The organism is Pseudomonas sp. LjRoot71, from assembly GCF_964253255.1.
Lineage (GTDB): Bacteria > Pseudomonadota > Gammaproteobacteria > Pseudomonadales > Pseudomonadaceae > Aquipseudomonas.
Window position 1 is genome coordinate 1,415,206 of sequence record NZ_CAXURA020000001.1, and the last position, 23,810, is coordinate 1,439,015.

The window sequence follows — 23,810 nt, forward strand, 5'->3', positions numbered from 1 at the left end:
TCCGAGCGCACAGATCAACTGTTGTTGGTTGTGGAATTGGTCTGCTCGCATGATCGGGAACACTGCGGCGATTCGTCCTACCGGATACGGGAGGGGTGAAATGGAACTTCGGCATCTGCGCTGTTTCCTGGCCGTGGCCGAAGAACTCCACTTCGCCCGCGCGGCGGAAAAGCTGCACATCGAACAATCGCCACTGTCGCGTGCGATCAAGGAGCTAGAAGAAGAACTTGGCGTTGTGCTGTTCGCCCGCACCACGCGCAGCACGCGACTGACCCGTGCTGGAAAGCTGTTCTTGGAACACGTGCGCCGCGTGTTCACAGTCTTGGAACAAGCACGCGATAGCGTGAAAGCGGCGGCCCACGGCTTCCACGGACAATTGCGCGTGGCGTTGTCGGACGGCATCACACCGTCGCGCTTACCGGCTTTACTGGCGCTATGCCGACAGGAAGAACCGGAAGTTGAACTCCGATTCTTCGAGGTGCCGCTGTCACAGCAGATCAAGGGGCTGCATGACGATCTGTACGACGTGGGGTTTGCGCAGTCCGATGAAGTGGGCGATGGCATCACCACCATGCCTGTCTGGAGAGACACGCTCATCGTGACGGTGCCAGCGCGACATCCGCTGCTGGCACACAAGCGCATCCCTTTGGAGGAACTGCTGCGCTATCCGCTGGTTCTATGCGATCCACAAGTGTGCGAAGGCCATGCCAAATTCGTCGATCGGGTGCTACGTCGGGCCGACATGGAGCCGCTGGTCGCAGAACGGGTCGCTACGTGTGATTTGATGATGGCCTTGGTATCGGCCGGTTTCGCACTTGGGTTTACGGGTGCCGCGCGCATTGCCGCGAACCCTGACTCCGGCGTAGTGGCCCGACCGCTGGCGTTGCGCGTGCCGCCGCTGACAACCTACCTGCTTTACCCCGCCGGCGAGCCGTCCGATGTGCTGGCGCGGTTCATTGAGCGCGTGCAGGCCATCGAGTCACCGGAACCCCCAAGGCCCAAGTCGGGCCGTCATTCCGATTCCCTGGAGGAACCTGAGCCATGAAAAAGATCATCCCGTTCTTACTGGCGGCCGCGTTGACTGCTTGCGGCCAGTCCGAAACGCCTCCGAAGGCCAACACGTCGGAAGCGAATATCCCGACGGTGGAAGAACTGGCGTCCAACCCCGAACGGTTGAAGGAACTGCGCCAGCAATGCAAGACGGATCGCCCCAAGCTAGGCGACGTGCTGTGCAACCGGGTGGCCGAAGCCACGCGCAAGCGATTCTATGGCGACGGCGAGACGCCCTACACGCCGCCGAAAGAATCGCCGAAGTTCTGACCGTTGGCGGCTCGCCGCCTCGCCTTCATATTTCTGTTCGACACGCCGCAATGCGCCTTCGCTTGCGGCATTTTTCTTTGGCCTGCCGCTGCATTCATTCTGTCTTTTTGCTCGACCTTTCTGCTTGAAACGGTCTTTGACCAGCACTGATCCGGCACCGATCCTGACGCTTGCGGCACGTCCCTGTGCCGCGCTTTCCATGAGGAACCAGCGCAGGAGAAAGCGGAGGCCAGGTCATGCAAGGGACGAACGTGCTGTTCGGTCAGATCGCCGTGGTATTCGGCATCGTGATCGCCGGTGTGTGGGGTGCCACACAATGGACAGCGGCGGCCCTTGGCTATCAAGTACGCCTTGGCTCGCCCTGGTTCGACTTTCTTGGCACGTCGATCTACCACCCGTGGAAGCTGTTTGAGTGGTGGTTCTTCTTCGGCGCCTATGCGCCGGAGGTCTTCGACACCGGCGGTGCCATTGCCGGCGCCAGCGGCATGGTCGCCGTGGTCGTTGCCATCGCCATGTCGGTCTGGCGCTCGCGCCAGGCACGCATGGTCACGACCTACGGCTCGGCGCGATGGGCGAATGCGCACGACATTCGCAAGGCCGGCCTCACACAGCCTGCCGGCGTGTTCCTCGGTCAGCACGATCACCAGTACCTACGTCATGAAGGACCGGAACACGTCCTGACCTTCGCGCCCACGCGCTCGGGTAAAGGCGTGGGCCTAGTCATTCCCACACTCTTGAGTTGGCCGGCATCCGCCGTCATCCATGACATCAAGGGCGAGAACTGGAGCATCACCGCCGGCTGGCGTTCGCGTTTCTCGCACTGCCTGCTGTTCAACCCGACCGATGCGAAGTCGGCAGCCTACAACCCACTGCTGGAGGTGCGGCGCGGCGCGCATGAAGTGCGCGACGTTCAGAACATCGCGGACATTCTGGTCGATCCCGAAGGCGCGCTGGAGAAGCGCAACCATTGGGAAAAGACTTCGCACGCGCTGCTGGTCGGGGCCATCCTGCATGTGCTCTACGCGGGCGAAGACAAGACGCTGCGCGGCGTTGCCAACTTCCTGTCCGATCCGGCCAGCCCTTTCGAGCTGACCTTGCACCGGATGATGACCACGCCCCACCTGGGCGATGGCCCGCATCCGGTCGTGGCCTCGGCGGCGCGCGAAGTGCTCAACAAGTCGGATAACGAGCGCTCCGGCGTGTTGAGCACCGCCATGTCGTTCCTCGGCCTGTACCGCGATCCCACGGTGGCCGAAGTCACTTCGCGCTGCGACTGGCGCATTGCCGACCTGATCGCGGCCGAACATCCGGTGTCGCTGTATCTGGTGGTGCCGCCTTCGGACATTTCGCGGACGAAACCGCTGATTCGCCTGATCCTCAACCAGATCGGGCGGCGCCTAACCGAATCGCTTGATGGCTCCGACGGCATCGCGCGCCGCCACAAGCTGCTGCTGATGCTCGACGAGTTCCCGGCGCTGGGCAGGCTCGATTTTTTCGAGACGGCGCTGGCCTTCATGGCGGGCTACGGCATCCGCAGCTTCCTCATCGCGCAGTCGCTCAACCAGATCGACAAAGCCTACGGCCAGAACCATTCGATTCTGGATAACTGCCATGTGCGCGTGACGTTCGCCACGAACGACGAACGCACGGCGAAGCGCATTTCCGAGACGCTGGGCACGGCCACCGAGCTGCGCGCGCAGCGCAACTACGCGGGCCACCGGCTCGCGCCGTGGCTGGGCCACTTGATGGTGTCGCGCCAGGAGACGGCCCGGCCGCTGCTGACGCCGGGCGAAGTCATGCAGCTTCCGCCCGACGAGGCGGTGGTCATGGTGTCCAGCGTGGCGCCGATCAAGGCGAAGAAGCTGCGCTACTACGCGGACGCCAATTTCAAGCGCCGCGTGCTGCCGCCGCCTGCACTGGCGAACGGGCAGTACGCGGACGCGCCGCCGTCGCGCTCGGATGATTGGAGCGGCCTGGCTATTCCCGCCATGCCCGTCGCGCCTGCGTCCGATACCGCTGAGGGCTTCGCTGCCTCTGCCGATGACGGTGGCCCACGCCGTCAACCCGAACTCTCCGAAACCGTCGCCTACGCCCCCGAGCTGGCCGTGCCGGCTGCCGACCTCGCGCTGCTCGATGACGACGACGACCTGCCGCTTCCCCTTCCTCGCCAGCTTGACCCGGCCATGCAGCGCACGGCGCGGCTGGCTTCCCTCGACCCCAACGACGGAATCGAGCTATGAGCCACTACCGCCTCAACCTGTTCATCCAGCCGGAGCACGCCAAGCGCCTGGACGAGCTGGCCGCCAAGAAAGGCGTGTCCAAGTCGTCCATCGTCGCGGCGGCGCTCGCATCGTGGTTGTCGCCTGATGCCGCCGACCAGCGCGAGGCGGCCATCGCCAAGCGGCTTGATCGCCTGTCGCGGCAGGCGGAGCGCATGGAGCGCGACCAGAACATCGCCATCGAAACGCTGGCGCTGTTCATCCGCTACTACCTGACCGTGAGCACGCCCGTTCCCGAGGCGCACCAAGACGCGGCTCGCGCCCAGGGCAAAGCACGCTTCGAGCAGTTCGTGGAGCAGCTTGGGCGCCACCTGCTACGCGGACGCAGCCTGGTGCGCGACGTGGTGGAGGAACTGCACCCCGATCCGATGCGGATGGAGGACGCGGCGGCAGTCGCCCAAGCACAGGAGCGTGCGTCATGAGCGCCGTTCCGCAATCCATGACCGCCACGTCGCTCGACCGGCGCATCCAGATGTTGCGCACGGCGATGGGGCCGCTGATCGCCGCCGCGCTCGAAGACCCGGACGTGGTGGAAGTCATGCTGAATCCCGACCGCACCCTTTGGGTGGATCGGCTTTCATCGGGGCGTGCGCCGATGGGCGTGGAGCTGTCCGAAGCGGACGGCGAGCGAATCATCCGTCTTGTGGCGGCCCACGTCGGCGCGGAAGTGCATCGCGGCCAGCCGCTGCTGTCGGCCGAGCTGCCCGAGACCGGCGAACGCTTCGAGGGCATCTTGCCGCCCGCCGCGCCGGGGCCAGCCTTCGCGCTGCGTAAGCGCGCCATCGGCGTGATCCCGCTGGAGCGGTACGTCATCGACGGGATGATGACCAGCGCGCAGGCGGGCTTTCTGGTACGGGCCGTGCGCGAGCGGCAGAACGTGCTGATCGCCGGCGCCACCAGCAGCGGCAAGACCACGCTCGCCAATGCTTTGCTCGCCGAAATCGCCGCCACCGGCGACCGCGTGCTGGTGCTCGAAGACACGGTGGAACTGCAATGCGCGGCCCGCGACCACGTTCCCCTGCGCACCCGCGCAGGCGTGGTGTCGATGACCGAGCTGGTTCGCTCGTCCATGCGCCTGCGGCCTGATCGCGTCGTCGTCGGCGAGGTGCGCGGCGCCGAAGCACTGGATCTCATCAAGGTGTGGGGAACGGGCCACCCCGGCGGCATCGCCACGATCCACGCCGGTTCCGCGCTCGGCGCGCTGCTGCGCTTGGAGCAACTGATTCTCGAAGTGGCCGTGAACCCGCCGCGTGCGCTGATCGCTGAGGCGGTCAACGTGGTGATCTACATCGCCGGGCGTGGGCGCAAGCGCCGCATCGAGAGCATCGCCCGCGTCGTCGGCTTCGACGGCGTGGGCTACCAACTGGCGGACGCGATGGATGCGCCATTTCCCGAGCTGCCATCGCAGTCCGACCTTTCTTCCCCGTCCCTCAACCACCCTGGAGAACTGCCATGACGCAGATGCACGTTCCTGCTTTCCGTATTTTCGTAGATCCGCTTCCTCACCTGACCGGCTTGGCACGGCTGCGCAGCCTGGCACGCCCTGCGGGGCAAGGACTGCTGCTGGCCGCGCTGCTGCTGTTCATGGCCGGAACCGCGCAGGCCGCCGGTTCCTCGATGCCGTGGGAAGGCCCGCTGCAATCCATCCTCGAATCCATCCAGGGGCCAGTGGCGCGCATCGTCGCGGTCATCATCATCATCGCCACGGGCCTCGCACTCGCGTTCGGCGACACGTCCGGCGGATTCCGCAAGCTGATCCAGATCGTCTTCGGCCTGTCCATCGCCTTCGCGGCTTCGAGCTTCTTCCTGTCGTTCTTCAGCTTCTCCGGCGGGGCCGTCGTATGAGTGCCCCGGATGCCTTTGCGGCCGGGTTTGAAGTGCCGCTGCATCGCTCGCTGACCGAGCCGATCCTGCTGGGCGGTGCGCCACGCACCGTGGCGATCGCCAACGGCACGCTCGCTGCCGCAGTGGGGCTGGGCCTGCAACTGTGGATTCCCGGTGTCGTGCTCTGGATCGTCGGCCACTCGCTGGCGGTATGGGGCGCGCGCGTCGATCCGCAGTTCATGACCGTGTTCGCGCGGCACATCAAGCACCGCCCGCTGCTGGACGTGTGAGGGGACGCCGCCATGCTGAACCTTGCCGAATACCGCCAGCGGCCCGCACTGCTCGCCGACTGGCTACCGTGGGCCGGGTTGGTCGCGCCGGGCGTCATCTTGAACAAGGACGGTAGTTTCCAGCGCACGGCCCGGTTTCGCGGGCCTGACCTCGACAGTGCGACGCAAGGCGAGTTGATCGCCACGTCGGCGCGCTTGAACAACGCGCTGCGTCGCATGGGTTCGGGCTGGGCGCTGTTCATTGAGGCCGAGCGCCGACCCGCTGCCGACTATCCGCACTCGGAGTTTCCCGAGCCGCTGTCGTGGCTCGTGGAGGAGGAGCGCCGAGCCACCTTCGAGGAATCGGGCAACGACTTCGAGAGCGGCTATCACCTGACGCTGGTGTACCTGCCGCCCGAGGAATCGCGTGCCCGCGCGGCGGGGATGCTGTACGAGAACCGGCCCACCGAAGGCGTGGACTGGCGCGAGCGGCTGCAAGCCTTCGTCGCGGAGACGGATCGCGTCTTTGACCTGCTCGATGGCGTGATGCCGGAAATCGCTTGGCTCGATGACAGCCAGACGCTGACCTACCTGCACGCCACCATATCGACGCAGCGCTACCGCGTCGGCGTGCCCGAAGTGCCGTTCCATATCGACGCGCTGCTGACCGACTCTGCGCTGGTCGGTGGTCTGGCGCCCATGCTGGGCGACCAGCACCTGCGCGTGGTATCGGTGCGGGGCTTCCCGACCTCGACCTGGCCGGGGATTCTGGACGACCTCAACCGCCTCGGATTTGCCTATCGCTGGAGTACGCGCTTTCTCTGCCTGGACAAGGCCGAGGCGGAAAAAGAACTCGCCCGCCTGCGCCGCCAGTGGTTCGCCAAGCGCAAGAACGTCGTCGCGCTGCTGCGCGAAACGATCTTCCAGCAGGAAAGCCCGCTGGTCGATACCGACGCCAGCAACAAGGCGGCCGACGCCGATGCCGCCCTGCAGGAGTTGGGCAGCGATCAAGTCGCCTTCGGCTACCTCACTGCCACGGTGACGGTGCTCGATGCCGACCCGGCCGTGGCCGACGAAAAGCTGCGCATGGTGGAGCGTGTCATCCAGGGACGCGGCTTCGTCACCATCCCCGAAACGCTCAACGCCGTGGATGCGTGGCTGTCGTCCATTCCGGGCAACGCCTACGCCAACGTACGCCAGCCCATCGTCTCGACACTGAACCTGGCTCACATGATGCCGGTGTCGGCGGTATGGGCCGGGCCGGAGAAGAACGATCACCTCGACGGCCCGCCGCTGATCGTCACGCGCACCGATGGCGCCACGCCGTTCCGGCTGGTGACGCACATCGGCGACGTGGGCCACACGCTGGTCGCGGGGCCGACTGGCATGGGCAAGTCGGTCTTGCTCGCCACGCTGGCGATGCAATTCCGCCGCTATCGCGGCTCACGCATCTTCGCCTTCGACATGGGCCGCTCCATGCGAGCCACGATCCTTGGGCTGGGCGGCGAACACTACGACTTGGGCACGGACGGAGAAATCGCCTTCCAGCCCTTGGCACGCATCGACCGTGAGGGCTACCGCACCTGGGCCGCCGAGTGGATCGAAGGCCGCTTGCTGCACGAAGGCGTGGCGGTAGGCCCCGACGAGAAAGCGGCTATCTGGTCGGCGCTGGGAAGCCTCGCCGGTGCGCCGGTGGAGCAGCGCACGATGACGGGGCTTTCCGTGCTGCTGCAATCGAACACGCTGCGGCAGGCGCTGTCGCCTTATGTGCTCGGCGGTATCCACGGCAAGCTGCTGGACGCCGACCATGACCGGCTGGGCATGGCCGACGTGCAGTGCTTCGAGATGGAGGAACTGATGCACAGCAAGGCCGCCGTCATGGCCGTGCTGCATTACCTCTTTGCGCGTTTCGATGAACGCTTTGACGGTGCGCCCACGCTGCTGATCCTCGATGAAGCGTGGCTGTTCCTCGATGACCCGGTGTTTGCCGCGCGTATCCGCCAGTGGCTCAAGACGCTACGCAAGAAGAACGTCAGCGTCATCTTCGCCACGCAGTCGCTCGCCGACATCAAGGATTCGAGCATCGCCCCGGCGATCATCGAAAGCTGCGCTAGCCGCATCTTCCTGCCGAACCCGCAGGCCACCGAGCCGCAGATTCGCACGATCTACGAGGGCTTCGGCCTCAACAGCCGGCAGATCGAGATCGTCGCCACCGCGCAGCCCAAGCGCGACTACTACTACCAATCCCGTCTCGGCAACCGCCTGTTCGACCTCGACCTGGGGCCGGCGACGCTGGCCTTCGCGGGCGCTTCCACGCCGCAAGACCAGCGCGACATAGACCGCGTGCTGCTGGACGCCGGCGCACCCGGCTTCGCGGGCGCCTGGCTGCGCCATCGCGGCCTCGATTGGGCGGCCGACCTGCTGCCCTCGTTCCCCGGCCTGGCGCCGGGTTCCCTCCGTACCACCGACCACCCACAGGAGAGCCTGTCATGAAGAAGCGTCTTGTCGCCGCCGCCATCGCGGCCATGCTTTGCACCGCCACCGCCCATGCGCAATGGGTCGTGGTCGATCCCACGAACCTCGTGCAGAACACGCTGACCGCGATCCGCACGTTGCAGCAGATCAACAACCAGATTCAGCAGCTCCAGAACGAAGCGCAGATGCTGATGAACCAGGCACGCAACCTCGCCAGCCTGCCGTCCAGCGTGGTCGGCCAGTTGCGCGCCAATCTGGCAACCACGCAGCGGCTGATCGACCAGGCGCGCGGCTTGGCCTACGACGTGACGAATCTGGATCGGGAGTTCGCACGCCTGTATCCCGAGCAGTACGCCGCCACCGTCAGCGGCGACCAGATGTACCGCGACGCGCAGGAGCGTTGGCGGAACACGCTCAACGGCTTGCAGACCACCATGCAAATGCAGGCGCAGGTGTCGCAGAACCTGGGCGAAGACGAAAGTGTGCTGGCGGATCTTGTGGGCAAGAGCCAGTCGGCCGAAGGTGCGTTGCAGGCGATGCAGGCCATGAACCAGTTGCTGGCCTTGCAGGCCAAGCAGTCGATCCAGTCGCAGCGGCTCCAGATCACGCAAGACCGGGCGGCGTCGCTGGAGCTGGCGCGGCAGGCGGCAGCCACGGAGCGCGCCCGCGAGGTGCGGCGGCGCTTCCTGGGCGACGGCACGCCGTACACGCCGCAGTCCGTGAACTTCTACGGCAACTGACGGGAGGCCGCTATGCGATGCGTCCTCGTCCTGTGTGTCGCGCTGCTTGCCGCTTGCGGCGAGCAGCCGGCCGACCACCTTGCCGATGCCCTGGCCGCCGATCCCGCGCGGTTGAAGGCATTGCGCGCGCAATGCGCGGCCGACCGGCAGGCCACGGGCGAGGACGCTTGCCGTGCCGCCGCCGAAGCCTTCCGGCGGCGCTTCTTCTCCGGCCAGGCCGGGCCGGATGAATACCAGACGCTGGCCGACCTGCCGCCGATCCCGCCGAGCTTCGATGAACCGGCCGATGGCGAAGCGCCGCCCTTGACCGCCGTACCGGAGGACACGCCATGAATGACGTGACCATCATCGACCGCTTCCTCAACATCTTCTCCACCTACATCGACTCGGGTTTCGGGCTGTTGCAGGGCGAAGTGGCCTTCCTCACCGCCACGCTGATCGTCATCGACATGACGATCGCCGGACTGTATTGGGCGATGAGTCACGCCACCGGCCAGGGCGAGGACGTGATCGCCAAGCTGCTGCGCAAGGTGCTCTACGTCGGTGCCTTCGCTTACATCATCGGCAACTTCAACTGGCTGGCCGGCATCGTGTTCCGCTCCTTCGCCGGGCTGGGCCTGACGGCCACCGGCTCGACCATCACGATGGAGAACTTCTTGCAGCCGGGCCGACTGGCGAAAACCGGCATCGACGCAGGCGCTCCGATTCTGGAGCAAGTCGGCGAGATGGCCGGTTTCCCCGAGGTGTTTGTGAACCTCGATGCCATCACGGTGATGTTCCTCGCTTGGCTGGTCGTGGTCTTGTGCTTCTTCGTGCTGGCAATCCAGCTTTTCATCACGCTGATCGAGTTCAAGCTGACGACGCTCGCGGGCTTCGTGCTGGTGCCGTTTGCCTTGTGGAACAAGACGGCGTTCCTCGCCGAGAAGGTGCTGGGCAACGTGGTGTCGTCCGGCGTCAAGGTACTGGTGCTGGCCGTGATCGTCGGCATCGGCTCGGGCCTGTTCGCCGAGTTCCAGGTTCATCCCGATGACCCGTCCATCGACCACGCGCTGGTCATCATGCTTGCGTCGCTCACCTTGCTGGCGCTGGGCATCTTCGGCCCTGGCATCGCTACGGGCCTGGTGTCCGGTGCGCCGCAGCTCGGCGCCGGCGCTATGGCCGGCGCTGCTGTAGGCGCAGCCGGCACGGCCGTTGCCGTAGGCGCTGCCGCGACGGGCGTGGGCGGCGCGGTCATGGCCGGGGCGCGCATGGCGCCTGCCGCCGCCAAGCTCGCCGGCAGCGGCGCGCGTGCTGCCGCCTCGACGGCCAGCAGCGCACGCTCGGCGTTCCAGGCCGGTTCCGCCGCCGCAGGCGGTGGCGCGAAGGGCGCGATGGCCGGCTTGGGCAATGTCGCCAAGACCGGCGCGCAGTCCGCCGGGCGCGGCATCGCATCCCGTGCTTCCGCTGCTGGGCAACGCATGGCAGCTCCCTTCCGCTCCGGCTGGAGCGGCGCTGCTGCTGACGATGGCACGGCAGCCGGTGGAGCCGGGGCATCCGGCCGGGCCGCCGCAGGCGAGGCCACTTCCGGCGCAGCCAATGCGCAACCCGCTTGGGCCAAGCGGCTGCATCGCCGCCAGCAACTCACCCATGCCGCGACCACCACCGCGCACACGCTGCGCGGCGGCGATGGCGGCGGCTCGGGCCAAGGCCCAAGCCTGCGCGATTCCGATTCATAAGGAGAACTGACCATGCGATTCAAGCGACCGCAGGTGCGCTACGCCGACACGCCGCAGCCTGCCACTCCGTACCAAGCTGCCGGCCAGGTGTGGGACGAGCGCATCGGCTCGCCGCGCGTGCAGGCGAAGAACTGGCGCCTCATGGCCTTCGGCTGCCTGACGCTCGCGCTGCTGATGGCCGGCGGCCTAGTGTGGCGCTCGGCGCAATCCATCGTGACGCCCTACGTGGTGGAGGTGGACAACGCAGGCCAGGTGCGCGCCGTGGGCGAAGCGGCCACGCCGTACCGGCCCAACGATGCGCAGACGGCGCACCACATCGCGCGTTTCGTGACGCTGGTGCGCTCACTGTCCATCGACCCGATCGTCGTGCGGCAGAACTGGCTCGATGCCTACGACTACACGACCGACAAGGGCGCGGCCGTGCTCAACGACTACGCCCGCACCAGTGACCCGTTCGCTCGTATCGGTCGCGAGTCGGTGACGGTGCAGATCACCAGCGTCGTGCGCGCAAGCGACACGTCTTTCAACGTGCGCTGGACGGAGCGCCGCTACGTCAACGGCGCCGCGGCGGGCCTGGAGCGGTGGACGGCCGTGGTGTCCATCGTGCTCCAGCCGCCGCGCACCGAAGAACGCCTGCGCAAGAACCCCCTGGGCATCTACGTCAACGGCTTGTCGTGGAGCCGCGAGCTGGATTCTTCCGAAGGAGCCAAACCATGAATGCACTTTTCCGTAAATCCGCCTTGCCGGTGATCCTGCTGGCTTCGACTGTCTTGTTCACGGGCTGCGCCACGCAAGGCAAGCCGCCGCCGACCATCTCGCTCGATGAGCCGGTGCAGGCCCAGCCGCTGCCCGAACCGCCCGCGCCGGTGGAGGTGGTGGCCGTGCCCGAGGTGCTGCCGATGCCGGCGCAGTTGATGCCGGTGCCCGAGGCCGAAGACGCCAAACCTACGCCGGAACCGGCCGACGAGAAGGTGCGTGTCTCGCGCGCCAACGCCGAGGCCCGCGTCGCGCCCACGCGCGAGGGCTACGTCAACGCGATTCAGGTGTGGCCCTTCACCGATGGCGCGCTCTATCAGGTCTATGCGGCCGTGGGCCGCGTGACCGTGATTTCGCTCCAGCCGGGCGAGGAACTGGTGACGGTGGCCGCCGGCGATACCGTGCGCTGGATCGTGGGCGACACGTCCAGCGGCAGCGGCGCCGACCTGCGCGTGAACGTGCTGGTCAAGCCGATCCGCTCGGGACTCAAGACCAATCTCGTCATCACGACCAGCCGCCGCACCTATCTGCTGGAGCTGACCTCGACGGAAAAGACGTGGATGGCGTCGGCGTCCTGGGAGTACCCGCGCGACCGGATGCTGGCCTTGCAGCGCCAGGCGCAGGCGGCCAGCGCCGCAGCGCCGGTCGATACCGGGCTGGCGCTGGAGAACCTGCGCTTCCGCTACGCGATCAGCGGCAGCAATCCGCCGTGGAAGCCGCTGCGCGCTTTCGATGACGGCGAGAAGGTCTATATCCAGTTTCCGGCGGGCATCGCGCAAGGCGAGCTGCCGCCCCTGTTCGTCATCGGCGCGCAGGGCGATGGACAACTGGTGAACTACCGCTTCCGCTCGCCGTACTACATCGTGGATCGGCTGTTCGGCGCGGCCGAACTGCGCCTGGGCGGCGACAAGGGCGACGTGGTGCGAATCGAGCGCACGGACGGCGTTGCGCGGAGGAACTGACCATGAGCCAGGACGACACCCCCGACCTCGCCACGCCGCAGGCGGGCAAGGTCGCGCCCGAGGCGGTGGCGCTGCGCGCCCAGCCGCGCCCGGTCACGCGCCTGAACCGGCGCACGCTGGCCATCCTCGTCGGCAGCCTGTCGGTCGCCGTGCTCGGCGCCACGATCTGGTCATTGCAGCCACAGCGGCGCGGAGCCGGCGAGCAGACCGAGCTTTACAACGTCGATCGCGTGTCGAAGTCCGAAGGGCTGGACGCGCTGCCAACCGATTACTCGAAGCTGCCGGCCTTGCCGCCCGCCGCACCCGAGCTGGGGCCGCCACTACCGGGCGATCTTGGCCCGGCCATCGTGAAGTCGCAGCAGCCGGTGACGGCCGCCTACGCGGCCCCCGGCCACGACCCGAACGACGCGCTGCGCAAGGAAGCCGAAGCGGCTGCGGCATCGTCGGTGTTCTTCCGCTCGGGTTCGCAGAAGGCCGCGCCGGTAGCGCAGACGCAGGTGGCTGCCTCGCAGGGCTTCGCCGCCAATGCGGCGTTCGACCCACTGGCGGCTGGCCCGGCCTCGACGGCGGCCCAGCCTGCCGACCCGACCGCCGTACAGAACCGGCAAGACCAGAAAGAGGCGTTCCAGAAAGCCGGAACCACGGAAACCCGTAATTCCGGCAATCTGACCCTGCCGGCTTCGCCGTATCAGGTCATGGCCGGAACGGTGGTCGCCGGGGCGCTGGTGACGGGCATCAAGTCGGACTTGCCGGGCGACGTGATCGCCACGGTGACGGAGCCGGTCTATGACACGGCCACCGGCAAGTTCCTGCTGATCCCGCAGGGTTCGCGCATCCTGGGCAAATACAACAGCCAGGTCAGCTACGGGCAGAGCCGCGTGCAGGTGGTGTGGAACCGGATCATCCTGCCCGACACGTCTTCGCTCACGCTCGACAACCTGGCCGGCACCGACCCGGCCGGTTATGCCGGGCTGGAAGACGACGTGGATTGGCATTGGGGCCGCATCTTTGCCGGCGCGGCGCTGACCACGCTGCTGGGTGTCGGTGCCGAGCTGGCCGCGCCGGAGAACCGGCAGGACGGTGATCGCGTCATCATCGCCGGCCGCGACAGCGCCCAAGACAGCATCAATCAGGTCGGCCAAGAGATGACACGGCGCAACATGAACATCCAACCGACGCTGACCGAACGGCCGGGCCTGCCGGTTCGCATCATCGTCAACCGCGATCTGGTGCTGCGGCCGTACCAGCCGCTTTTCTTCAACAGGGGGACTTCACGATGACGACGCGCAAGCTGCGGCTGGGGCCGCTGCCGAAAACCGAATCCACGAAGCTGACCTTTGCTTGCCCGGCCAGCCTGAAAGCCGACCTCGACCGCTACGCCGCGCTGCACGCGCAGACCTACGGCGAAGCGGTCGATGCCACGGTGCTGATTCCGCACATGCTGGAAGCCTTCATGGCGGGGGATCGGGGATTCAGGAAGGGAGGCGCGGGCAAGGCCGCGCCGTCGAAGCCAAGCTGATGACGCCGGTTCCCGTGGTATCCATCCCTCGAACGCGCAGCCCAAGGCTGCGCGTTCTTCGTTCTGGAGGGCTGCGGCGTTGTGGGCTATGATGATGAGACGCGGCCGCCGTCTGCTGGCAATCGTCCCCGATGCAGCACGCTCCGGCTTTCTACCGCGACGCTCTTATGTGGCTCCTAGTCCACAACGCCGCAGCCCCGCAAAGCGGCCCGAAGTAGAGCTAAACCCGCGCCCCATATAGACTTCCGGCCATCAGGCTGTTTTCACAAAACACTTGACACCGGAACTTTTTTGCACTGCGCCTTGCCTGCCCAACCTATGGCCAAGCGTCGCGTGCCCTACTCATCGTCCGGCGCGGCTTTGACTATTGGCTCGCCGCGGCGCCTCCGCCTTTGGAAATAACCATGCTGCAACACCTGAAAAACACCTGGTTCTTTAATATCCGCGGCGATGTGCTCGCCGGTCTGGTGGTGGCGCTGGCACTGATCCCGGAAGCCATCGCCTTCTCGATCATCGCCGGGGTCGACCCCAAAGTCGGCCTGTATGCCTCCTTCTGCATTGCCGTGGTGATCGCCTTTGTCGGTGGCCGCCCAGGCATGATCAGCGCGGCCACCGGGGCCATGGCCCTGCTGATGGTGACCCTGGTGAAAAACCATGGTCTGGAATACCTGCTGGCCGCAACACTGTTGTGCGGCGCGCTGCAGATTGGCACGGGTTACCTCAAACTCGGCTCACTGATGCGCTTTGTCTCGCGCTCGGTGGTCACCGGCTTCGTCAACGCCCTGGCCATCCTGATTTTCATGGCGCAGCTGCCCGAACTGACCAACGTCACCTGGCAGGTCTACGCCATGTGTGCGGCGGGCCTGGCCATCATCTATCTGTTTCCCTATGTGCCGACGCTGGGCCGCCTGATTCCGTCGCCGCTGGTGTGCATCCTGTCGATGACCGCCGTGGCGATGTATTTCGGCCTGGATATCCGCACCGTCGGCGACATGGGTGAACTGCCGGACACCCTGCCGATCTTCCTCTGGCCGGACGTGCCCCTGACATTCGAGACCCTGGCGATCATCTTCCCCTTTTCCGCCGCACTGGCCGTGGTTGGCCTGCTGGAGTCGATGATGACCGCGACCATCGTCGATGACATGACCGATACCGAAAGCGACAAGAACCGTGAATGCAAAGGCCAGGGCGTGGCCAATATCGCCTCTGGCCTGCTGGGCGGCATGGCGGGTTGCGCGATGATCGGCCAGTCGGTGATCAACGTGAAATCCGGCGGCCGGGGGCGTTTGTCCTGCCTGGTGGCCGGCAGCGTGCTGCTGTTGATGGTGGTGTTTCTCAGCGACTGGGTACGGCAGATCCCCATGGCCGCGCTGGTAGCGGTAATGATCATGGTGTCGATCGGCACCTTCAGCTGGGCGTCGCTGCGCAACCTGCGCACCTTCCCGCTGTCGACCAATATCGTCATGCTCGCCACCGTGGCGGTCACCGTCTATACCCACAACCTGGCGTACGGCGTGTTTGTAGGCGTGTTGCTGGCGGCGATGTTCTTCGCCAACAAGATCGGCCATTACCTGTACATCACCTCGGCGCGGGACAGCGCAACCGGCCAGCGCACCTACCAGGTGGTCGGTCAGGTGTTCTTCAGTTCAGCCGACAAGTTCGTCAGTGCCTTTGACCTGCGTGAAGGCCTGAGCAAGGTGGTGATTGACCTGTCCCGCGCACACTTCTGGGACATCACGGCAGTCGCAGCGCTGGATAAGGTGGTGCTGAAACTGCGTCGCAGCGGCAGTGAGGTCGAAGTGCTCGGTCTTAACGAAGCCAGCGCGACCATCGTTGATCGCTTTGGCGTGCACGAAAAGCCCGAAGCCATCGATCAAGTGCTCGGGCACTAAGCCCGCTCAATTCGACTCGGTCGCCGCAGACGCAAACAGCTGCTCCAGCGGCACCGGCCGACCGAAGTAGTAGCCCTGGAAGCAAGTGCAACCAAAGCTGCTCAGGCGCTCGCACTGGGCCTGGGTTTCCACACCCTCGGCGATCACGTCCAGCTTCAGTGCATGCGCCAGGGACACGATGGTGCAGGCAATGTCGGCATCCTGGGTGTCGCTAAGCAGGTCGCAGACAAAGGAACGGTCGATCTTCAGCTGATCCACCGGCAGGGTTTTCAGGTAGGACAACGACGAGTAGCCCGTGCCGAAACAAAACAGCGCAGCTCACTGACCACCAGCCCTCTTACGGAACGGCAGCTGGAACCACGGCCTTATCCTTTGGTTTTAGTCCAGTCTCGCCGAGGTCACCAGAAAACTGCCGCACGGAGCGGTCAAACCGCGCAATGCCCGGTTTTTCGCCTCAGACTCAAGCAAGTTGAATGCCGAATTGCTGATTTGATCAAAGCTGGCGATGTGACAGCTTTTTCACTTTGGACGGGTTATGCTTCCAGAAAGACGTTTTTGTGATCACAGACCATGACTGAAGCCCAGTTACCCCGCCAGCCCAAGGCTTTCGTCCTGTGGCGTGAAGCCCAGGACACACGCATCCGCTCGCCACTGGGAGGCATCTATTACCTGCTGGCCTGGGCGCTCACCTGGATTTTCAGCAACGAACCAGGCGCACTGATCATTCCGGGGCTCGTCGGCATCAGCATCTTCGCCCTGTTGCTGGTGCTGCGCCTGCTGCACCGCCTGCCACAGGAGCAGAGCGATGCCAGCCTCAAGCGTTGGCTCAACCTGCATTGGGGCTTGATTCTGCTCACCGCGCTAAGCTGGGGCCTGGCCCACGCGCTGGCGCACAAGGATGCCCTGTTCAGCGATTCGGCAATCATCGCCACCCTCAGCACCATCGCTTTCAGCACCGCGCTGGCCTTCAACTTCGCCATGCGCAAGAAGCTCGCAAGCCTCGCCCTGTTGCTGATCTACCTACCGGGCCTGATCAGTCTTGCCGTGGACTGGCGCGATCAGTACGCCATTTTGATCACCCTGAGCTTCTACCTCAGCTACCTGCTGCTGGCGCTCAACCGCAGCAACCGCGAATACCACAACACCCTGGCTCTGGAGCTGCAGTTGCTCTATCAGCAGGAAAAGCTGGAGCGACTCAGCCGCACCGACAGCCTGACCCAGCTGGGCAATCGTTATCAGTTCAACAGCCTGTTCCCGGTGATGGTGGGTAACGCTCAGCGGCAGAACCAGCCGTTATCCCTGGTGCTGCTGGACATCGACTTCTTCAAGCGGATCAACGACGAATACGGCCACAGCTGTGGCGACAGCTGCCTGAGTGCCTTTGCCGAACGGATGCGCCAGAACTTCCGCCGCGACAGTGATGCCCTGCTGCGCCTGGGCGGCGAAGAGTTCGGCATCCTGATGCCCAACACCGCGCTGGAACAGGCGCGTCAATTGGCCGAGCAGTTCCGTCAGGAGCTGGAGCGCGAAGGTTTCAATGTCCCCGGCACCCGTCTGCCGCTAACTGCGAGCCTGGGTGTCGGCTGTTACGACATGCTGCGTGACGGCAGTGCCGAAGCCTTCTTCAAGCGCGTTGATGACGCCCTTTACCAGGCCAAGAGCGCCGGGCGTAACCGCATCGAACTGGCCTGAAACAGGCGGCAGCCGAGCTGCCGCCATGCGGGCCTAGGGTCTGTTGACGTTTCGTTCGCGGCCGCGCCGGAGCCAGTTTTAGCGCGAGGCAAGGCACGAGATGCGAAGTTTAGCCAGCTAAATGAGCCATCGAGGAACGCAGTATCGCGCTAAAACTGGCCCGGCCCTTCGGGTTGCGCGCAAAATCTCGCCATGCGTTGTTGGAGGACTTGGCAAGGGAACAACCATTACCTGCGTCCTCCGCCTAGCCTGGCGAGATTTTGCGCGGCAACGCGGCTCGCGACGAAACGTCAACAGACCCTAGAGTCGGAAGTTACCCATCTGTTTGGCCAGGTCATCCGCCAGCGCGCGCAGGGTCTGGCAGTCTTCCTTGCACACCTGCACCTCACCAGCCGTGGCATGGGCCAGGTCGGCAATGCCTTGTACGTTGCGGTTGATCTCCTCGGTCACCGAGGACTGTTCCTCGGTGGCGGTGGCCACCTGGGTGTTCATATCGCTGATGCGTTCAATCTGCTCGGTAATCGCACTCAGCGACTGCCCCGTACGCTGACTGGCTTCCACGCCAGTACCAGTCGCACGCTGGCCGGCATGCATGGAGCTTACGGCGGTTTCCGCGCCCTGCTTGAGGCGCTGGATCATCTGCTGAATTTCATCGGTCGAACTCTGCGTGCGGCTGGCCAAGGTGCGTACCTCGTCAGCCACCACAGCAAAACCACGGCCCATCTCCCCAGCCCGCGCCGCTTCGATAGCAGCGTTCAGCGCCAGCAGGTTGGTCTGCTCGGAAATCCCGCGAATTACCGCCAGTACCTGATCAATCGAAGCCACCTGCTCGGCCAGCTCACTGACTGCGGCGGCGGCATTGCCAATATCAGTGGACATGCTCTCGATATGCCCGATGGATTGGCGCACCTCATTACGCGCGCCCTGCGCCTCGTCCCGCGCGCTTTGCGATGACTGCGCGGCGCTGCTGGCGTTACGGGCGATTTCCTGCACGGTGAGGCCCATCTCGTGCACCGCCGTGGCAACCATGTCAGTCATTTCCTGCTGCTGGCTGGAACGTCCGGCCGTGTTGTCGACCACCTGCGCCACCTGGCTGACCGACGCGCGCAAACGCTCACTGGTCGCCAACACATCGCTGATCAGGCTGCGCTGACCGCCGATAAAGCGGTTGAAGCCACGGGCCAAGTCGCCCAGTTCGTCCTCGCGGGACTCATCCAGGCGACGGGTCAGGTCACCGCCACCGCCGCCGATTTCAACCAGCGCAGCAGTCACCTGACGGATCGGCCGCACCAGACCGCGTGCCAGAATCACCACCAGACCGAGGAACAGCAACGCCACACCAATGCCGATGGCGCTGGTCATAAACAGCGCCTGACGCGCCTCGGCGTAGATTTCCGCCTCAGGCACTTCGCTGACCAGCAGCCAGTCCAGGCTGCCGAGTTTCTGCGCCACGGCCAGGTAAGCCTCGCCGTCGCGTTCAAAACGCACCGCCTTGCCGCCGCTGTTCAGCAACTGGTCGGCCGGGCCTTGGCCAAACAGCTCCGCCAAACGACCGCTGCCGCTCAGTTCGGCCTGCGGGTGCACCTTGATCTCGCCCTGGGCATCGATCAGGAACACCTGGCCACGCTCGCCAAAGCGAAAATCACGAATCATTTCCGACATGGCCTTGAGGCTGTAGCCCAGACCGGACACACCCAGCGTCTTGTTGCCCTGCTTGATGCGCTGATTGATAAACAGGGTGGGCAGCCGCGTGCCCTTGTCGATGTCGATTTCCAGCACCTGATCGCGGCTGCTGTCGACCAGTTTGTAGAACCACTGGTTCTCCGGCTGAGTGCGATTGATCACCCGCGCGAGGCCAGTACCGGTGAAATAGTTGCCGCTTTCCAGTACGGCAATCGAGGTGGTCATGGCATTCTGCTGCACGCGTACGCCATCCAGATAACGCGCCACGGCATCACGCAGCCCCTCATCTTCGCCAGCGGCCAGCCAATCCTGAATGAACGCGTTGCCGGCAATCCCGGCGTTGGCCGTAATCGGCGCGGTGAGCACCCGCTCCAGGTCATTGCGGATCGCCAGCACCCGTGCCGGCAGCGCTTCCTCAACCAGGAAGCGCTCACTCAGACGGTTGACCACCGCCGAATAGACGCCGACCACAATCAGAATGCTGGCAAGCAGGGCAGCGCCCATGCTGAGAATCAGCTGCCACTGAATGCTGCGTTTCCACACGCTCATGGAGGGTTACCTTATGCTTATTATTGGAAAGGCAAGATTGAATACAATCATGTACACAAACTCAATAACCTGCCGACGTATAACAGCTATCGGCCAGTCCATGCGCCGACTTTAACCAGCCCGCAGCACCTCTCACTGCATCTGCCGCCACAAGCGCAGGTAGGCCTCTTCGTGGCTGAAATCCAGTTCGATACTCAGGTCATCGCTCTCCTGCAACACACTGGGGGTGATCAGCAGCGGCGCGGAAACAAACTGGCTTGAGGGCGTGCCGGCAAATGCCCGGTTCAACTCATCAACCAGCTGCCAGCCCTGCACGCTCAAGGGCTCGGCCACCGTCGCCACCTGTTGCGACAGGCCGGAGTGAATACGCCCCAAGGCCTTGGCCGAGCCATCACCCGCAGAAATATTGCGCAGGCCCTTGCGCCCCAGCGCGTTGAGCGGCACGTTGATATGGTCGAAGTACACATCGTTGATCGCCAACGTGTGGCTCCATTGATTGCCGAAGCGCCGATGCAGCGTGCGCACCCGCTCATCCATACCCTTGCTCACGGCAGAGATCGGCAAATCCTCAATGCTCAGCAGGCGGCATTGCTCACATTGCGCCAGGCGCTCGGCCATCCGTTCGGTCTTGGCCGTAGCGATGGCGAACTGGCTGTCGGTAAAAATCACCACGCCAATCGGGCCATCGCGTACTCCACCGCCAGATCGGCCACCTGCTGCGGGTCACTGGTGATATTGCTGAACAGCACCTCGGTCGGCCCCGGCCGATCTCCGGCATGCCAGCCGACCAGGGGAATGTCCTGGCGTTTGAAGTCATCGATCAGCGCACCGAGGGCCTGCGGGTCAAAACCGCCGAGCACCACGCTCTGTGGCCTGCGCTCCAGCGCCTGCGCCGCCACGCGCTGGATCTCTGCCGGATCACCTCGACCATCCACCGCGTGCACCTGCCAGCCGAGCAGCTTGGCCGCCCGCTCGAAGCTGCGATACACGCCAACCACACCACCGTTGCGAAAATCAGCCGCAATAAAGCTGACCTGCATGCCGCTGCGCGCCGGCGGCCCGTCACGCGGCCCGGACCATTGCGCCGCCGCCAGCCAGGCACTGAACAGCAGCCCGCACAGCCAGAACGCACTTGCCTTGTAGGTCATCGACATGGCTTTTCCCTGCGCTGCTGCCCGGCACTTTGTCGAACAGCTGTTGCTAGCAGCGTAGTCCGTCCATTGACGGGCAGCGGGCAGACGACCTCAATCGGACAGGCTGAAACTCAATTTGGCGGTCTGGCCACTCTCGTCGAGCACACTGAGCTGGTAGCGACCGGCGCGCGAAAAACTCTGGTTCAGCACGGCTTCAGCCGTGGTTTCCGCCACCGGTTGGCCGTCGACAAACCACCAGCGTCGGCCACTGCCGCCCAGGGCCGAAAGACGCAAGCGCAGCGGTTCAACGCTGCCGGCCGGGCGCCGCAAGCGGTCGCCTTCGCGCACCCCGACAATCGACAACGGCGCACTGGCGGCGACCTGTTGCGGCGGGCATTGCCGGTCCACCGCCGGCAGGCGCGCACTGCGTCGCTCACGGCGTGGCAACCAGGGCTCCAGCGGTGCTGGCCACAACGCCAGATGCTGCGCCGTGGCTCCCGGACAGCTGGCATCCACACGCAAGCCCTGGGCATTGACCCAAAGGGTTTCCTGCAAGCCCAGGCCCAGCGGCTGATCCTGCGCCTGCAAGGTCGGCGGCGTAGTGCCGTCCAGGGTCCAGGCGAAGCGCTGACGCCGGCAGTTGGGGTCATGGCTGTCGAGCGGTTGACCCAGCGGCCAACAGATGGCGGCCACACCGACCGAGGCCGGCTGCGGGTCTATCGGCAGGGCAATGCCACGCTGGCTGTCGCGATTGACCAGCAGATCATGCACCTGCAATAGCAGTGGCGCGGCCGACGCCAGGCCAAACTGCCCGGACACCGGGGTGCCGTCAGGACGGCCGATCCAGATGCCGATCAGGTAACGCGGCGCCACGCCAATCGCCCAGGCATCACGAAAGCCATAGCTAGTACCAGTCTTCCAGGCCAGGCTCGGGCGCTGCACCAGCTGCGCGCGCGGGTCACGATCAGGCCGCGCCTGACCGCTGAGAATGCGCCGTACAATCCACGCCGAGCCGGGCGACAGTAAACGCCGCTCATGCAGCCCATCCTGCGGCTGAAAACGCAGGCGTACGGCCATGCCGCCGCGGGCAAAGGCGCTGTAACCGCTGACCAGTTCCTCCAGCCGGCTGCCGGCGCCGCCGAGAATCAACGCCAGGTTAGGTTCGGCCAGCGGTGGCAGCAGCAAGGGCACGCCGGCACTGCGCAGCTCACCAGCAAAACGCTTCGGCCCGTAGGCTTCCAGCAGTTGCACGGCGGGTAGGTTGAGCGAGGTAGCCAGCGCCTCACTGGCCGACACCGCGCCGCTGAAGCCGGCGGCGAAGTTGCCCGGTCGATAGTCGCCATAACGGCGTGGCACATCCTGCAGCAGTGATTCGGAATGAATCAGCCCTTCATCCAACGCCATGCCGTAAAGAAAGGGCTTCAGGGTCGAACCCGGCGAGCGCACCGCGTTGATCATGTCGACATGGCCGAAGCGTTTGGCATCGCTGATATCCACTGAGCCTAGGTAAGCGCGCACCGCCATGCTCGGCTGCTCGACCACCAGAATCGCTGCCGAGGTGCGCTCTGGCAGCCGCGCACGCCAGCCCAGCAGCAGGTCTTCCAGGCGGCGCTGCAAGGTGGCATCGAGCGTCGTGCGAATCAGCGGTGGGCTGCCCGCCGTATTCAGCCGCCGCGCCAGCAACGGGGCCAGGCGCGGTTCCTGGCGCGGCGCCAGCAGCACCGGTTCTTCCAGCGCATCGTTGATCGCCGATTGCGGCCATATCTGGAAGCTGGCCAGGCGCTTGAGCACCTTGTCGCGCGCTGCCTGCGCCCGCTCGGGATGACGATCCGGACGCAAACGGCTGGGCGCCTGCGGCAGCACCGCCAGCAAGGCCGCTTCGGCGCGAGTCAGTTGGCTCGGTGATTTGCCCAGGTAGGCCCAGCTGGCCGCAGCCACCCCTTGTAGCGTGCCGCCAAACGGCGCGCGATTGAGGTAGAGGGTGAGGATTTCATCCTTGGACAGGTGCCACTCCAGCTGCAGCGTGCGCCACAACTGCTTGAGCTTGCCGCTGTAGCTGCGCGCATGTGGATCAAGCAGGCGCGCCACCTGCATCGACAGCGTGCTGCCACCCGACAGCACCCGCCCGCCGCTGAGGTTCTGCCAGGCTGCGCGGCCCAGCGCCAGCGGGTTGACCCCAGGGTGCTGATAGAACCAGCGATCCTCGTAGGTCAGCAGCGCCTCCAGGTAATAGGGCGACACCTCCGCGGGGCTGACCGGGTAACGCCATACGCCATCATGGTCGGCAAAGCGCCACAGCGGCGCACCGTCCTCGGCCAGCACCACGCGGGCCAGGTCATCCCCCGGCACCGGCAGCGGAAACAGGCGGTCGGCCGCCAGCAGTGCCAGCAGTGCCAGCAGCAAGGCCAACGGCAGCGCCAGCCAGGGCCGCCGTAACAGCGGCCAGAGGTGCTGACGGCAGATCACAACAAGCCGCTGGTAAAACACGTTAACGCGGGTCATGCGCGTAGCCATTCCTTGTATCGCGATGCTGTACTGACAAACGGCCAACAGCGCTGCCATTCTGCCAAATCACTGGCACACTGACGCGCAGCAGCAATCCATGCAGCGTTGAGTGGAACGAGAACTATGGGTGTAGAAGGCTTTTTTGAATCCCTGGGCGAGGCGGTTGGCTCGGTGATCCGCTTTATCGTCGAAGGCTTGAGCGGCTTCTTCGGCCTGCTCGGTGGTGCGGTCAGCAGCTTTATCACGGGCATGTCCAAGGCCTTGGGGGTGACGCCATCATTGCTCAGCATCGTGGTGCTGGTGGCCGGCCTCTGGCTGCTGTACCTGGCGGTGCGCGCCTTTATCCGCCGTTCGATCATTGCCGGGGTGATCTGGCTGGTGCTGGGGTTATGGTTGCTAGGCGGCCTGATCGGTTAAGCCAAACAACAAGGCCCGCCAATCTGGCGGGCCTTGTGCGTTCTAAGAACCTGTTTCGGATCTCGCGAGCTAGAGCGAGA

The 23,810-nt window shown here is 65.0% G+C and carries 23 protein-coding genes and 1 pseudogene; 18 read left to right on the top strand and 6 right to left on the bottom strand.

Annotation, left to right across the window (positions count from 1 at the left end):
• The first annotated feature begins 100 nt into the window (after positions 1–100).
• The 16 genes from ACSQ17_RS06740 (at position 101) to ACSQ17_RS06815 (ending at position 15,751) form a co-directional block, all read left to right on the top strand.
• Positions 101–1,045, top strand: a complete 945-nt coding sequence (locus ACSQ17_RS06740) for a LysR family transcriptional regulator (protein WP_033475075.1) — start codon at positions 101–103, stop codon at positions 1,043–1,045.
• Positions 1,042–1,320, top strand: coding sequence for an EexN family lipoprotein (locus tag ACSQ17_RS06745; protein WP_031656913.1), 279 nt, complete (start codon positions 1,042–1,044; stop codon positions 1,318–1,320). The genes ACSQ17_RS06740 and ACSQ17_RS06745 overlap by 4 nt, the downstream gene beginning before the upstream one ends.
• Before the next feature lie 236 nt (positions 1,321–1,556).
• Complete coding sequence (locus ACSQ17_RS06750) at positions 1,557–3,560, top strand: conjugal transfer protein TraG (RefSeq protein ID WP_033475076.1); 2,004 nt, start codon at positions 1,557–1,559, stop codon at positions 3,558–3,560.
• On the top strand, positions 3,557–4,021 hold the full coding sequence (locus tag ACSQ17_RS06755; RefSeq protein WP_033475077.1) for a ribbon-helix-helix protein, CopG family: 465 nt from the start codon (positions 3,557–3,559) through the stop codon (positions 4,019–4,021). Before ACSQ17_RS06750 ends, ACSQ17_RS06755 begins: the two co-directional genes overlap by 4 nt.
• Positions 4,018–5,055 (top strand): P-type conjugative transfer ATPase TrbB, encoded by a 1,038-nt coding sequence (trbB, locus tag ACSQ17_RS06760; protein ID WP_031656907.1) that lies wholly within the window; start codon positions 4,018–4,020, stop codon positions 5,053–5,055. Before ACSQ17_RS06755 ends, trbB begins: the two co-directional genes overlap by 4 nt.
• Positions 5,052–5,444 (top strand): TrbC/VirB2 family protein, encoded by a 393-nt coding sequence (locus tag ACSQ17_RS06765; protein WP_033475078.1) that lies wholly within the window; start codon positions 5,052–5,054, stop codon positions 5,442–5,444. The genes trbB and ACSQ17_RS06765 overlap by 4 nt, the downstream gene beginning before the upstream one ends.
• Complete coding sequence (locus ACSQ17_RS06770; protein WP_031656903.1) at positions 5,441–5,713, top strand: VirB3 family type IV secretion system protein; 273 nt, start codon at positions 5,441–5,443, stop codon at positions 5,711–5,713. The genes ACSQ17_RS06765 and ACSQ17_RS06770 overlap by 4 nt, the downstream gene beginning before the upstream one ends.
• A 12-nt stretch (positions 5,714–5,725) precedes the next feature.
• A complete protein-coding gene (gene trbE / locus ACSQ17_RS06775; RefSeq protein WP_033475079.1) occupies positions 5,726–8,185 on the top strand; it encodes a conjugal transfer protein TrbE in 2,460 nt (819 codons plus the stop codon).
• A complete protein-coding gene (gene trbJ, locus ACSQ17_RS06780; RefSeq protein WP_033475080.1) occupies positions 8,182–8,907 on the top strand; it encodes a P-type conjugative transfer protein TrbJ in 726 nt (241 codons plus the stop codon). Before trbE ends, trbJ begins: the two co-directional genes overlap by 4 nt.
• Before the next feature lie 12 nt (positions 8,908–8,919).
• Complete coding sequence (locus ACSQ17_RS06785; RefSeq protein ID WP_033475081.1) at positions 8,920–9,240, top strand: EexN family lipoprotein; 321 nt, start codon at positions 8,920–8,922, stop codon at positions 9,238–9,240.
• Entirely contained in the window at positions 9,237–10,622 is a 1,386-nt protein-coding gene (gene trbL, locus ACSQ17_RS06790; RefSeq protein ID WP_024889309.1) for a P-type conjugative transfer protein TrbL, read from the top strand. Before ACSQ17_RS06785 ends, trbL begins: the two co-directional genes overlap by 4 nt.
• 12 nt (positions 10,623–10,634) lie before the next feature.
• The gene (trbF, locus tag ACSQ17_RS06795) at positions 10,635–11,339 is read left to right on the top strand and encodes a conjugal transfer protein TrbF (protein ID WP_024889308.1); all 705 of its coding nucleotides are present in this window, start codon (positions 10,635–10,637) and stop codon (positions 11,337–11,339) included.
• The gene (gene trbG / locus ACSQ17_RS06800; RefSeq protein WP_024889307.1) at positions 11,336–12,340 is read left to right on the top strand and encodes a P-type conjugative transfer protein TrbG; all 1,005 of its coding nucleotides are present in this window, start codon (positions 11,336–11,338) and stop codon (positions 12,338–12,340) included. Before trbF ends, trbG begins: the two co-directional genes overlap by 4 nt.
• 2 nt (positions 12,341–12,342) lie before the next feature.
• Positions 12,343–13,620, top strand: a complete 1,278-nt coding sequence (locus tag ACSQ17_RS06805; RefSeq protein ID WP_033475082.1) for a TrbI/VirB10 family protein — start codon at positions 12,343–12,345, stop codon at positions 13,618–13,620.
• Positions 13,617–13,859 carry a DUF2274 domain-containing protein gene (locus ACSQ17_RS06810; RefSeq protein ID WP_033475083.1) on the top strand — a complete coding sequence of 81 codons (243 nt, stop codon included), beginning with the start codon at positions 13,617–13,619 and terminating at the stop codon, positions 13,857–13,859. The genes ACSQ17_RS06805 and ACSQ17_RS06810 overlap by 4 nt, the downstream gene beginning before the upstream one ends.
• Positions 13,860–14,263: 404 nt before the next feature.
• Positions 14,264–15,751 carry a SulP family inorganic anion transporter gene (locus ACSQ17_RS06815; protein ID WP_436068072.1) on the top strand — a complete coding sequence of 496 codons (1,488 nt, stop codon included), beginning with the start codon at positions 14,264–14,266 and terminating at the stop codon, positions 15,749–15,751.
• 6 nt (positions 15,752–15,757) lie between these two features.
• Here ACSQ17_RS06815 and ACSQ17_RS06820 read toward each other — a convergent pair whose 3' ends face one another.
• On the bottom strand, positions 15,758–16,063 hold the full coding sequence (locus ACSQ17_RS06820; RefSeq protein WP_436070440.1) for an EAL domain-containing protein: 306 nt from the start codon (positions 16,061–16,063) through the stop codon (positions 15,758–15,760).
• 258 nt (positions 16,064–16,321) lie between these two features.
• Between ACSQ17_RS06820 and ACSQ17_RS06825 the strand changes: the two genes are divergently transcribed.
• The gene (locus ACSQ17_RS06825; RefSeq protein WP_436068073.1) at positions 16,322–17,443 is read left to right on the top strand and encodes a GGDEF domain-containing protein; all 1,122 of its coding nucleotides are present in this window, start codon (positions 16,322–16,324) and stop codon (positions 17,441–17,443) included.
• Positions 17,444–17,743: 300 nt separating this feature from the next.
• Here ACSQ17_RS06825 and ACSQ17_RS06830 read toward each other — a convergent pair whose 3' ends face one another.
• From ACSQ17_RS06830 to pbpC, 5 genes and pseudogenes are all read right to left on the bottom strand, one after another.
• A complete protein-coding gene (locus ACSQ17_RS06830; RefSeq protein WP_374528458.1) occupies positions 17,744–18,481 on the bottom strand; it encodes a methyl-accepting chemotaxis protein in 738 nt (245 codons plus the stop codon).
• A gap of 132 nt (positions 18,482–18,613) precedes the next feature.
• Positions 18,614–19,675 (bottom strand): annotated as a pseudogene (locus tag ACSQ17_RS06835) (HAMP domain-containing protein); the annotation flags it as partial.
• 132 nt (positions 19,676–19,807) lie between these two features.
• Entirely contained in the window at positions 19,808–20,344 is a 537-nt protein-coding gene (locus tag ACSQ17_RS06840) for a hypothetical protein (protein ID WP_436068074.1), read from the bottom strand.
• On the bottom strand, positions 20,341–20,829 hold the full coding sequence (locus ACSQ17_RS06845; protein ID WP_436068075.1) for a substrate-binding domain-containing protein: 489 nt from the start codon (positions 20,827–20,829) through the stop codon (positions 20,341–20,343). Before ACSQ17_RS06845 ends, ACSQ17_RS06840 begins: the two co-directional genes overlap by 4 nt.
• Before the next feature lie 90 nt (positions 20,830–20,919).
• Positions 20,920–23,310: a peptidoglycan glycosyltransferase PbpC gene (gene pbpC, locus ACSQ17_RS06850; protein ID WP_436068076.1), complete on the bottom strand. Its 2,391-nt coding sequence runs from the start codon at positions 23,308–23,310 to the stop codon at positions 20,920–20,922.
• Positions 23,311–23,436: 126 nt separating this feature from the next.
• Here pbpC and ACSQ17_RS06855 point away from each other — a divergent pair, with 126 nt between their 5' ends.
• Entirely contained in the window at positions 23,437–23,730 is a 294-nt protein-coding gene (locus ACSQ17_RS06855; RefSeq protein ID WP_233685972.1) for a hypothetical protein, read from the top strand.
• The last annotated feature ends 80 nt before the right edge of the window (positions 23,731–23,810 follow it).